Annotated in this window: 8 protein-coding genes and 2 pseudogenes; 6 read left to right on the top strand and 4 right to left on the bottom strand. The window is 60.3% G+C overall.

Going from position 1 to position 12428, the window contains the following annotated elements:
* Positions 1-27 precede the first annotated feature (27 nt).
* Positions 28-1830 carry an acyl-CoA dehydrogenase gene (locus tag FEE99_RS06690; RefSeq protein ID WP_041477608.1) on the top strand — a complete coding sequence of 601 codons (1803 nt, stop codon included), beginning with the start codon at positions 28-30 and terminating at the stop codon, positions 1828-1830.
* A 91-nt stretch (positions 1831-1921) separates the two neighbouring features.
* Here FEE99_RS06690 and FEE99_RS06685 read toward each other — a convergent pair whose 3' ends face one another.
* On the bottom strand, positions 1922-2629 hold the full coding sequence (locus FEE99_RS06685) for a methyl-accepting chemotaxis protein (RefSeq protein ID WP_370695131.1): 708 nt from the start codon (positions 2627-2629) through the stop codon (positions 1922-1924).
* Positions 2630-2836: 207 nt separating this feature from the next.
* Positions 2837-3814 (bottom strand): annotated as a pseudogene (locus tag FEE99_RS06680) (cache domain-containing protein); the annotation flags it as partial.
* Between the two features lie 297 nt (positions 3815-4111).
* Between FEE99_RS06680 and FEE99_RS06675 the strand changes: the two are divergent.
* Positions 4112-4483, top strand: coding sequence for a hypothetical protein (locus tag FEE99_RS06675; protein ID WP_041477606.1), 372 nt, complete (start codon positions 4112-4114; stop codon positions 4481-4483).
* 57 nt (positions 4484-4540) lie between these two features.
* On the opposite strand, the gene FEE99_RS06670 is transcribed toward FEE99_RS06675, so the two are convergent.
* Together FEE99_RS06670 and FEE99_RS06665 are read right to left on the bottom strand one after the other, a co-directional pair.
* Entirely contained in the window at positions 4541-4843 is a 303-nt protein-coding gene (locus FEE99_RS06670; RefSeq protein ID WP_041477605.1) for a cell division protein ZapA, read from the bottom strand.
* The gene (locus FEE99_RS06665) at positions 4840-5070 is read right to left on the bottom strand and encodes a hypothetical protein (RefSeq protein ID WP_016772015.1); all 231 of its coding nucleotides are present in this window, start codon (positions 5068-5070) and stop codon (positions 4840-4842) included. Before FEE99_RS06665 ends, FEE99_RS06670 begins: the two co-directional genes overlap by 4 nt.
* Positions 5071-5347: 277 nt before the next feature.
* On the opposite strand from FEE99_RS06665, the pseudogene FEE99_RS06660 reads away from it, so the two are divergent.
* The 4 genes and pseudogenes from FEE99_RS06660 to mscK form a co-directional block, all read left to right on the top strand.
* A pseudogene (locus FEE99_RS06660) lies at positions 5348-6070 on the top strand (MCP four helix bundle domain-containing protein); the annotation flags it as partial.
* A 30-nt stretch (positions 6071-6100) separates the two neighbouring features.
* Positions 6101-6973 carry a methyl-accepting chemotaxis protein gene (locus FEE99_RS06655; protein WP_370695130.1) on the top strand — a complete coding sequence of 291 codons (873 nt, stop codon included), beginning with the start codon at positions 6101-6103 and terminating at the stop codon, positions 6971-6973.
* A 294-nt stretch (positions 6974-7267) separates the two neighbouring features.
* Entirely contained in the window at positions 7268-9010 is a 1743-nt protein-coding gene (locus FEE99_RS06650) for a potassium/proton antiporter (RefSeq protein ID WP_041477603.1), read from the top strand.
* 34 nt (positions 9011-9044) lie between these two features.
* The gene (gene mscK / locus FEE99_RS06645; RefSeq protein WP_041477602.1) at positions 9045-12398 is read left to right on the top strand and encodes a mechanosensitive channel MscK; all 3354 of its coding nucleotides are present in this window, start codon (positions 9045-9047) and stop codon (positions 12396-12398) included.
* The last annotated feature ends 30 nt before the right edge of the window (positions 12399-12428 follow it).

The raw sequence follows: 12428 nt of genomic DNA, 5'->3' as shown, positions 1-12428 counted from the left end.
GGCATACTTTCTTTAAGGTAGGCCGCCATGTCCGAGACGCTGCTCAGTTCCCGCAATCTGGCTTTCGAGCTGTACGAAGTCCTCGATGCCGAGGGCCTGACCCGGCGCGAGCGCTTTGCCGAGCACAATCGCGAGACCTTCGACGCCGCCATCGGCACCGCGCGCAACATCGCCGAGAAGTACTTTGCGCCGCACAACCGCAAGGGCGACGAGAACGAGCCGCGCTACGAGGATGGTAAGGCGATCCTGATTCCTGAAGTGAAACCGGCGGTGGATGCCTTCCTTGAGGCCGGATTCCTTAACGCAGCGCGCAGTTTCGAGGCCGGCGGTATGCAATTGCCGACCCTGCTGTCGCAAGCCTGCTTCGCGCATTTCCAGTCCGCCAACGCAGCTTCGACGTCCTACCCGTTCCTGACCATGGGCGCGGCCAACCTGATCGAGAGCTTTGGCAGCGAAGAGCAGAAACAGCGCTTCCTGCAACCGATGATCGACGGACGCTTCTTCGGCACCATGGCCCTGACCGAGCCCCATGCCGGTTCATCGCTGTCGGACATTCGTACCCGCGCCGAGCCTGCGTCCGACGGCACCTATCGCCTGAAGGGCAACAAGATCTTCATTTCCGGCGGCGATCACCCGCTGTCGGAAAACATCGTGCACATGGTTCTGGCCAAACTGCCGGACGCCCCGCCGGGGGTGAAAGGTATTTCGCTGTTTATCGTGCCGAAGTTTCTGGTCAACGACGACGGCAGCCTCGGCCAGCGCAACGACGTGCTGCTCGCCGGTTTGTTCCACAAGATGGGCTGGCGCGGCACCACCTCGACGGCGCTGAACTTCGGCGATAACGGTGAGTGCGTCGGCTATCTGGTGGGCAAACCGCACCATGGTTTGAGCTACATGTTCCAGATGATGAACGAAGCGCGAATCGGCGTCGGCATGGGCGCGGTCATGCTCGGCTATGCCGGTTACCTGTATTCGCTGGAATATGCGCGTGAGCGGCCGCAGGGCCGGGTGCCGGACAGCAAAGATCCGACCACCGCGCCGGTGGCGATTATTCAGCACGCCGATGTCAGACGCATGTTGCTGACGCAGAAATCCTACGTCGAAGGGGCATTTGACCTCGGCCTGTATGCCGCGCGGTTGTTCGATGACACCACCACGCTGGAAACCGAAGCCGAACGCAAACAGGCTCATGAACTGTTGGACTTGCTGACACCGATCGTCAAATCCTGGCCTTCGGAGTTTTGCCTGAAGGCCAACGAACTGGCGATCCAGATTCTTGGCGGCCACGGCTACACCCGTGAGTACCCGGTGGAGCAGTACTACCGCGATAACCGCCTGAACCCGATCCACGAAGGCACCCACGGCATCCAGTCGCTGGATCTGCTTGGGCGCAAACTGGCGCAGAACGGTGGCGCCGGTCTCAAGCAGCTGATTCGATTGATCGCCAACACGGCCGAACGTGCCACTGCATACGACTCACTGAGCGCACTGCGCGAACCACTGGAAAAACTCGTTGCACGCCTGCAAACCGTGACCATCGGCCTGCTGACGGATCTGTCCCAAGGCAAGGTCAACAGCAGCCTGGCGAACTCGGCGTTGTACCTGAAAGTGTTCGGCCACGCAGTGATCGGCTGGCGCTGGCTGGAGCAGGCGATTCGCGCCGAGGAAGGCCTGGCCAAAGGCAATTCGGCGGATGTCGACTTCTATAAGGGCAAGTTGCAGGCGGCGCGGTATTTCCTGACATGGGAAGTGCCGGGGTGCCAGCATGAGCTGGACTTGCTGGAGGCGCGGGATGATACGTGTCTGGCGATGCAGGACGCGTGGTTTTAAAAGCAAAAGATCGCAGCCTTCGGCAGCTCCTACAGGAAACGCATTCCAATGCAGGAGCTGCCGAAGGCTGCGATCTTTTGATCTTGATCCTTTAGCTCAACTTGAACCCACCCATCTGCCGCGCCAGATCATCCGCCAGCCGCTGCAACATCTGACAATCCTCACGACACGCACGAACCTCCCCCGCCGTCGCCCGCGCCAGATCGGAAATCCCCTGCACGTTGCGGTTGATCTCTTCAGTCACCGCGGACTGCTCTTCGGTTGCCGTCGCTACCTGATGGTTCATATCGCTGATGCGCTCGACCTGGCCGGTGATCGCCGTCAGCGACGCGCCGGTGCGCTGGCTCGATTCAACCCCGGTACCGGTAGCGGCCTGGCCGGTGCGCATCGATGACACGGCGTTTTCCGCGCCTTGCTTGAGGCTGCCGATCATCAGTTGAATTTCGTCGGTCGAGGCCTGGGTCCTGCGCGCGAGGGTGCGCACTTCATCGGCGACCACCGCGAAGCCACGGCCCATGTCGCCAGCGCGGGCAGCTTCGATGGCGGCGTTGAGCGCGAGCAGATTGGTCTGTTCGGAAACGCCACGAATCACCGCCAGCACCGAATCGATCGACGCCACTTGCTGCGCCAGCTCACCCACCGCCCCTGCCGCCACGCCGATCTCGTCGGACATGCTTTCGATATGACGGATCGAGCCACCGACCACTTCCCGTGCCTGCAACGCCTCATCGCGCGCGGTTTGCGAGGCAAGCGCGGCGTTGCCAGCGTTCTGCGCGATTTCCTGCACGGTCAGGCCCATTTCGTGGACGGCGGTGGCAACCATGTCGGTCATTTCCTGCTGCCGGCCCGAACGCTCGGCGGTGTTGTCCACCACCTTCGCCACTTGCCCCACGGCCGTGCGCAGGCGTTCGCTGGTGGTCAGCACCTCGCCGATCATCGCGCGCTGGCTGTCGAGGAAACGGTTGAAGCCGCGCGCGAGGTCACCCAGCTCATCGGCACGGCTGGAATCTAACCGGTGAGTCAAATCTCCACCACCGCTACCGATGGCCACCAGCGCCCGTGTTACTTGTCGAATCGGTCGCACCAGCCCCTGCGCCAGCCACACCACCAACGCCAGGCAGACCAGCGCCACCACCAGACCGATGCCGCCGCTCATCCACATCGCTTTCCGTGCTTCGGCGTAGATCTGCGACTGCGGCACTTCGGCCACCAGCGTCCAGCCGAGATCGCGCAGGGGCAGGCTGAAGGCGAGGAAGTCTTCACCGTCGCGCTGGAAGCTGCTGTTCACTGCGGATTTGTGCCCCATCAGCGCTTGCGCCGCGTTGGCGCCGATCTGCTCGGTCAAGGTGCGTTTGCCGCTGAACTGCGCTTCAGGATGGACCTGAATCAAACCATCGGAACGCACGAGATAGACCTTGCCGCGCTCGCCGAAACTGAAGTTGTGAATCAGCTCCGACAGCTCTTTCATGCTCAGCCCAAGTCCGGCGACACCAACGACTTTGCCGGCCTGCTCGACCTTCAGATCGATGAACAAGGCCAGCTCGCCCGTGGCGCCGTCGTTGTCGATATTCAGCGTGCGCGGCTGATTGCTGTCGAGAAAGGAATAGAACCAGGCATCGGCCGGTTTCGAGCGACTGAGGGTGCGATCGAGGCCTTTTTCGGTGATGTAATGATTGGATTCGGTGCCGATGATCAACGCGGTAAAGGCTTTGTGTTCAGCGCGGATGCCTTCCAGATATTGCGCGAAAAGCGCGGTTTTGCTGCTGTCTTCGCCTGTCGCCAGCCAGTCACGCACCATGCTGTTGCTGGCGATGTCCTTGGCGGCGGTGAGCGGTTGTACGAGGATGCGTTCGATATCGTTGCGCGTCGCTTCAATGCTCGACGGCAGCGCCTGTTCGACCAGATAGCTCTGGGCGAGGCGGTTGACCACCAGGGTATAAATGCCAACCACAATCACGATGCTGATCAGCAGGGCCGTGCCCATGCCGAGAATCAACTGCCACTGAATACTGCGTCGCCACCACTGCATGGAGCACCCCCGAAGAATAAGAGCCTGAACCACTGCAACAGCCGTGCCGATTGTATACAAAGAGCATCAGAATAAAACACAACCTTCGGTACAGCCGTATCCTTACAAGCAAGAAGCTGGCCGTTATATCGAGGGATTCACTGTCAAGTCTGACAGGTTACAACTTGCATCGGGTGGCTTAGATTCGCGGTTTCACGTCTGTGACAAGCATCCGCGTCGCAGATCCAAGCCGTCCATCGCAGGAGAAAGAACATGACTGACACCGGTCCACGAAAGAATTTTGTTCAGGCAATGGCTGACAACGATACGTTTGTTAAATCGGCGCTCATTGGCGACTTTGTCGGGAGCTCGACTTCTCAATCGATGATTATTCGCAGGCACTTCACCGAGGTCATGGTTTTCCCGGTAATCCATTACAAAATTACGATCACCACCCTCGCAGGCACGACGTACAGCACAGTTCAGCCAATTCCGTCGGCAGAATATATCTACCTGCTTTCCAAGGGTGATGAAGTGACGATCGAAAATACTACCTATAGAGTTTCCCACTCAGAGTTCATCAAGCAATCCGACGGAGAATGGACAACAAAAGTCTACTGGCAGCCAATACTCCAAGCCTCATAGCAACAAGACCTCAGCATGTTCAGCGCCTCAATGTACCGAGGCGCTGCGAAAAGCGAGTCAACCCTGACTGATCGTCTTGGCAATGGTGTCGACCGTGGCGCTGACTTGCTCTTGATAACGGTCGAGTTCTTCCTGGTGCTGTTTCTTCATTTCGATCTGCTGCGAGCACAGATTCATCGCCGCCAGCACCAGCAAACGATCGCCGATCAGCGTCGGGTATTTGCGCTTGGTGTCTTCCAGCGCTGCCTTGAGCATCATCGCCGCATCCAGCAGGCTCTGTTCTTCCCCGGCCGGTGCCTTGATCGAATAGTCCTCGCCGAGAATGGAGATGACTTTTACCCCTGCTGTGCCGTGGTTCATGCGCTGACAGGACCGGCATTGACGCGATCAACCAGCGCCTGAATGCGCGCGGCGGTGGCGCCGTGTTTTTCTTCCTGTTCCATCAGGTTCAGTTGCAGGTTTTCGTTTTCATCCTTGGCCTGGGCCAGTTCCGTGGACAGGGTCTGGTTGGTCTGCAGCAAGGTCTGGTTCTGTTGCACCAGGTCGCTGACGAGCTGTTCCAATTGGCTGAGGGATGCTTCCAACATTTTGATCTTCCAAGCGTTTTTCGAAGGGCGCGTACGATAAAGAAAAGTCACCACGGATGCCAGGGTTAAACCGGCGCAAGGCCTTGATTTTCCTGGGTGGCGAAGCTTCTCGCGAGTTTAAAAGACTGTGATTGGTCGATCTGGTTCCTGCACTTCGTCGCTCAAGCCTGTCTGCGACAAATACGCACACCACCTCAAGACTTAAGTCGTATGACCGATAAGTCACCCATACAGCAGTCTCTGCCCGCATGGATGCGGCCCTTTTCGGTATCCGCCCATGTCCCTTCGCAATATGAATATCGCCCCACGGGCGTTCACCGGTTTCGCCCTGATCGGCGGCCTGATGTTGATCCTCGGCGTGTTTGCGCTGAACCAGATGAGCAAGATCCGCGCGGCCGGCGAAGACATCGCCACCGCCAGCGTGCCATCGATCAAGGCCCTCGACGAATTCACCCAGCTGACACTGCGCCTGCGCGTGCTGTCCTACCGTTTGCTGATCAACCGCGAACCCGACGTGCAGCAGAAAACCATGGAACTGTTCGACATGCGCAACCGCCAGATCGCCGATGCGCAACGCGCCTATGAGCCACTGATCGAAGGCCCGCAGGAACGTGCGGCGTACGATCAGTACGTGCAATTGCTGGCGCAGTACCGTCAGCTCGAAGAGCGCATGAAAACCCTGTCGCGCAACAACCAGATCGACGAGTTGCGGCAGATGCTCAACAGCGATTTGCTGAGCAATTCGGAAGCGGTGAATACCGCGCTGGCGCGCTTGCTGGAGATCAACACCCAGCAGATCGCCGAAACCGACCAGGGCGCGAAGGATCAGTATTCGATGTCGTTCAATCTGGTGGTGACCCTGCTGGTGATCGCCAGCGGCCTGACCCTGCTGTTCGCTTGGTTGCTGACCGTGAGCATTACCAAGCCGATTTCCAAGGCACTGGAGGCGGCGGAAACCATCGCCGAAGGCAACCTGACCCAGCCGATCCATGTCGATGGCGAAGATGAAGCCGGGCGCTTGCTGGCGGCGATGGCGAAGATGCAATCGAAGCTGCGCGATACCCTGCAGCGCATCTCCGGTTCGGCCACACAGCTTGCGTCTGCCGCAGAAGAGCTGAACAGCGTCACCGATGAAAGTGCTCGCGGCCTGACCCAGCAGAACAACGAAATCGAGCAGGCGGCCACCGCCGTGAATGAGATGACCAGCGCCGTCGAAGAAGTCGCGCGCAACGCGGTCAGCACTTCGGAAGCCTCGAAAAACGCGACCACTTCGGCGGGCGACGGTCGTGATCTGGTGCAGGAAACCGTCAGCGCCATCGAACGCATGAGCGCCGATGTGCAGAGCACCGCTTCGCTGATCGGCGACCTGGCCAATGAATCCCGCGACATCGGCAAGGTACTCGACGTGATCCGTGGCCTCGCCGACCAGACCAACCTGCTGGCATTGAACGCAGCCATCGAAGCGGCCCGTGCCGGTGAGGCCGGTCGTGGTTTCGCCGTAGTAGCCGACGAAGTGCGCGCCCTGGCCCATCGCACCCAGCAGTCGACCAGCGAAATCGAGCGGATGATCGGCAGCATCCAGAGCGGCACCGAACACGCCGTGGATTCGATGCGCAACAGCACCGAGCGCGCCGAATCGACCTTGAATATTGCCCGTGGCGCCGGGATGTCGCTGGACACGATCAACAGCGCCATCGTCGAAATCAACGAGCGCAACCTGGTCATCGCCAGCGCTGCCGAAGAGCAGGCGCAGGTGGCGCGGGAAGTCGATCGCAATCTGGTCAACATCCGCGATCTGTCGGTGCAGTCGGCGACCGGCGCGAATCAGACCAGCGCGGCGAGCAATGAGCTGTCGCGCCTGGCGCTGGATTTGAACAACATGGTTGGGCGGTTCAGCCTGTAACACACCTCGCTGGAGCTTCCCCTGTGGCGAGGGGATTTATCCCCGTTGGGTGGCGAAGCCGCCCCAAAGCAGCGTATGCGGTTCCCTCTGAGGATCCGCGTACAGCGGTTTTACGACGGCTGCGCCGCCGAACGGGGATGAATCCCCTCGCCACAGTCATCACTCGCCGCATTTCCAGGGGGAGTCTGCAGAAAAGCTTTTTGACAGCATCACATTTCAACAGGTTAGAATCGCTGGCACGCAGACTGCATGGTCAGTTTGTGCCCCCGTCTTTACGCTTCTGGAGTACTGCCTTTGAATGCGACGACCATCAACAGCCTGTTCTTGATCGGCGCGTTGCTGGTAGGCGCAAGCATTCTTGTCAGTTCTCTTTCTTCACGTCTCGGCATTCCGATTCTGGTCATCATTCTCGCGGTCGGCATGGCGGCCGGGGTCGATGGTGGCGGGATCATTTTCGATAACTACCCGACGGCCTATCTGGTCGGCAACCTCGCCCTTGCAGTGATCCTGCTCGACGGCGGCTTGCGTACGCGGGTGTCGAGTTTCCGCGTGGCGTTATGGCCGGCGCTGTCGCTGGCCACGGTCGGGGTGTTGATCACCACCGGGCTGACCGGCATGGCCGCTGCGTGGCTGTTCGACCTCAATCTGATTCAGGGCCTGCTGATCGGCGCCATCGTCGGTTCGACCGACGCCGCTGCGGTGTTCTCGCTGCTCGGCGGTAAAGGCCTCAACGAACGGGTCAGCGCCAGTCTGGAAATCGAATCCGGCAGCAACGACCCGATGGCGGTGTTTCTCACAGTGACCCTGATCGACATGCTCGCCAGCGGCGAAACCGGCCTGCACTGGAGTCTGCTGACCCACCTGATCCGCGAGTTCGGCATCGGTGGTGTGATCGGTCTGGGCGGCGGCTGGGTGATGCTGCAACTGGTCAACCGCATCAATCTCGCGGCCGGGCTCTATCCGATTCTGATCATCGCTGGCGGTCTGGTGGTGTTCGCGCTGACCAACGCCTTGCATGGCAGCGGCTTCCTCGCTGTCTATCTGTGCGGTCTGGTGATCGGCAACCGCCCGGTGCGCAGCCGCCACGGCATTCTGCATATGCTCGACGGCATGGCCTGGCTGGCGCAGATCGGCATGTTCCTGGTGCTGGGCCTGCTGGTCACGCCCCACGATCTGCTGCCGATCGCCCTGCCCGCCCTCGGTCTGGCGCTGTGGATGATTCTGTTCGCGCGGCCGCTGTCGGTGATGGTCGGCCTGCTGCCGTTCAAGGCCTTCCACGGTCGCGAAAAAGCCTTTATTTCCTGGGTCGGCCTGCGCGGCGCGGTGCCGATCATTCTCGCGGTGTTCCCGCTGATGGCCGGGCTGCCGCAAGCGCAGCTGTATTTCAACCTGGCCTTCTTCATCGTACTGGTGTCGCTGCTAGTGCAAGGCACGAGCCTGCCGTGGGTGGCCAAATTGCTCAAGGTGACCGTTCCGCCAGAACCCGCGCCGATTTCCCGGGCGGCGCTGGAAGTCCACGTCACCAGTGAGTGGGAGCTGTTCGTTTATAAGCTCGGCGCTGAGAAATGGTGCATCGGCTCGCCCCTGCGTGAGCTGAAAATGCCCGAAGGCACCCGCATCGCGGCGCTGTTTCGTGGTCAGCAACTGCTCCATCCGTCGGGTAGTACGGTGCTGGAAGTCGATGATTTGCTGTGTGTTATTGGTCATGAACACAACTTGTCGGCCCTCGGCAAACTGTTCAGCCAGGCGCCGCAACGTGGCCTCGATTTGCGCTTCTTCGGCGATTTCGTACTCGAAGGAGACGCCCAGCTTAAAGCGGTTGCAGCGCTGTATGGCTTGCCGGCCGAAGGCATCGATCCGGACATGACCCTGGGCGCGTTCATCGCCCAGAAAGTCGGGGGCGCTCCCATCGTCGGCGACCAGGTGGAGTGGAACAACACCCACTGGACGGTTGCGGTCATGGACGGGAACAAGATCGGCAAAGTGGGCGTCAGATTCCCCGAAGGAAGTCGCCCGGGCCCCGGACTCTTCCTCTAAACTGCTTCCACTCTCACTTGCTTGACCGGTCTCTATGCCTACCCTGCGCTCCTTTTTCGCCGCGGCCCTGCTGGGCCTCAGTCTCGTTGTCGGCCCGCTGCATGCTGCCGAACCACCGTCCAGCGATGCCGTGCAGGCCAGCCTCGACAAGCTGGCCGACAGCAAACTGCCGGACGCCGACAAGAAGACCCTGCAGACCGTCCTGCAGAACACCCTCAATCAACTGAACAATCAGCGTGATTACGAGCAGAAACTGATCGATCTCAAGCGTCAGCTGGCCAACGCGCCGAAGCAGACGATTGAAAACACCCGCGAACTGAGCCGCCTCAAGGCCACTGCACCGGTGCCGGTAGCGCAGCGTTTTCCGAAAGAGTCGATCCAGCAACTGGAGCAGATCCTCACTGATCGCTCGACCCAGCAAAGCGATCTGCAAAAAGCCCTGGCCGACGCCAACAGCCTGATCATCACCGCGCAGACTCGCCCCGAGCGTGCGCAGGCGGAGATTTCCGCCAGCCAGACGCGCATCCAGCAGATCAACACCATCCTCAAATCCGGCAAGGACACGGGCAAAACGGTCACCGCCGAACAGCGCGACCAGTTGAACGCCGAACTCGCCGCACTCAACGCGCTGATTCCGCTGCGCCGCCAGGAACTGGCCGGCAACACCCAGTTGCAGGATCTGGGCAACGCTCAGCATGACTTGCTCTCGGAGAAATCCGATCGCCTCGACCGCGAGATTCAGGAACTGCAAACCCTGATCAACCAGAAACGTCTGGCGCAGTCGCAGGAAACCGTCACCCAGCAATCGATCGAAGCGCAGAAGGCCGGCGGCAGCAGCCTGCTGGCGAGCGAGAGCGCGACCAACCTCAAGCTTTCCGACTATTTGCTCAAGAGCACCGACCGTCTCAACGAAGTCACGCAGCAGAACCTGCAGACCAAACAGCAACTCGACACCCTGACCCAGAGCGATTCGGCACTGGACGAACAGATCAGCGTGCTCAAGGGCAGCCTGCTGCTGTCGAAAATTCTCTACAAACAGAAGCAGGCGCTGCCGCACTTGAAGGTCGACCGCGACCTCGCCGACCAGATTGCCGATATTCGCCTGTATCAATTCGATGTCAGCCAACAGCGGGAGCTGCTGAGCAATCCGGCGACCTACGTCGACAATTTGCTGGCCACCCAGCCGCCGGAGCAGGTCACGCCGCAGTTGCGCAAGAGCCTGCTCGATCTGGCCAACACCCGCGCTGATCTGCTCGAGCGGCTGAACCGCGAATTGAGCGCGATGCTCAATGAATCGATCACCCTGCAGCTCAACCAGAAACAATTGCTGAGCACCGCGCAAAGCCTGCGCGCGACCCTCGACGAACAGATGTTCTGGATCCCCAGCAACAAGCCGCTGGACGTGGAATGGATGCGCGGCGTGCCCGAGCGTCTCGAGCGACAGGTCAACACCCTGCCCTGGGCGTCGAGCCTGAGCGAACTGACTGACGGCCTGACCCAGCGTCCCTTGCTGTTCCTGCCATTGGCGCTGCTGATCGGCGCCCTGTTGTGGCGCCGCAAAGCGCTGTACGGAAGACTCAACAAGGTTCACCAGGACATCGGCCACTTCAAGCGCGACAGCCAGTGGCACACGCCGCAGGCGATTCTGATCAACATTCTGTTGGCAATGCCGGTGGCGCTGGGGCTGGCGCTGTGCGGTCTGGCCCTGCAGATCGACGCGCGCGGGCAGAACGCCAACATGGGCGCGGCGTTGTTGCAGATGGGTCAGGCCTGGCTGGTGTTCTACACCGCGTACCGGATTCTCGCGCCGGGTGGCGTGGCGGAATTGCACTTCCGCTGGGAGAAGCCGCAGGTCGAGTTCCTTCAGGGCTGGGTGCGTCGACTCGGCCTGGTAGTAATGGCGCTGGTCGCCGTGGTAGCCGTCGCCGAGTTGCAACCGGCGGCGCTGGCCGATGACGTGCTCGGCATGCCGGTGGTGCTGACTTGCTATGCGTTGATGGCATGGCTGCTCAGTCGCCTGCTGATCAGCAGCCCGACGCACCAGAATGCCTCGCTGTTCCGCAAAGCCGTCGGTGTGATGTTCACGCTGCTGCCGATCGCCCTGTTTGTTGCGGTGTGCTTCGGCTACTACTACACCGCACTGAAACTCAGCGACCGCTTGATCAATACCCTGTACCTGCTGATGTTCTGGCTGGTGATCGAGGCCACCTTCGTGCGTGGCCTGAGCGTTGCCGCGCGGCGTCTGGCTTACCAGCGCGCGCTGGCCAAACGGCAGGCGGCAAAAGAAGCTGGCGACGGCGAAGCGGTGATCGAAGAGCCGACCCTGGACATCGAAAAGGTCAACGAACAGTCCCTGCGTCTGATCCGCCTGGCCCTGCTCGGCGGCTTCATTGCGGCGCTGTACTGGGTCTGGTCGGACCTGATTTCGGTGTTCTCGTATCTGGACAACATCACCCTTTACGAATACACCAGCGGCACCGGCGCCAACATGAGCATGGTGCCGATCAGCATCGGCGACATGCTCGGCGCGCTGATCATCATCGGTATCACCTTCGCTCTGGCGCGCAACTTGCCCGGCCTGCTCGAAGTGTTCGTGCTGTCCAAACTCAATCTGGCCCAGGGCAGCGCTTATGCGACAACGACGCTGCTGTCCTACGTGATTGCCGGCGTTGGTTTTGTCACCACCCTGTCGACCCTCGGCGTCAGTTGGGACAAGTTGCAATGGCTGGTGGCGGCGCTGTCGGTAGGACTGGGGTTCGGTATGCAGGAGATCTTCGCCAACTTCATCTCCGGCATCATGATCCTCTTCGAACGCCCGGTGCGGATCGGTGACACCATCACCATCGGCAACCTGTCGGGCACGGTGAGCAAGATCCGCATCCGCGCCACAACCATCACCGACTTCGACCGCAAGGACATCATTGTCCCGAACAAAACGTTCATCACCGGGCAACTGATCAACTGGTCGCTGACCGACACCATCACCCGCGTAACGCTGAAACTCGGCGTCGACTACGGCTCGGATCTGGATCTGGTCAAGGAGTTGCTGCTCAAAGCGGCTCGGGAGAACCCGCGCGTGCTCAAAGAACCTGAGCCACACGTGTACTTCCTCAACTTCGGCGAAAGCACGCTCGACCACGAACTGCGCATGCATGTGCGCGATCTCGGTGACCGCAACCCGGTGCTGGATGAGGTCAACCGCTTCATCAATCGCGAGTTCAAGAAGCAGCACATCAACATTTCGTTCCGGCAGATGGAGGTTTATCTGAAGAACCTCCACGGTCAGGAATACAAGATGGTGCCTGTGGAACCCGAGAACAAAACCATCGTGCCGATCGTCGACGGGCAGAAACCGTTGCCGGAACCGCCACCGAGCAAACTCGACTAACCGACATGGTCCCAGCAGAATGCTCGGACA

This window comes from Pseudomonas sp. ef1, from assembly GCF_007293365.2.
Taxonomy (GTDB): domain Bacteria; phylum Pseudomonadota; class Gammaproteobacteria; order Pseudomonadales; family Pseudomonadaceae; genus Aquipseudomonas; species Aquipseudomonas siliginis.
This window is presented reverse-complemented; position numbering and strand designations above follow the sequence as displayed.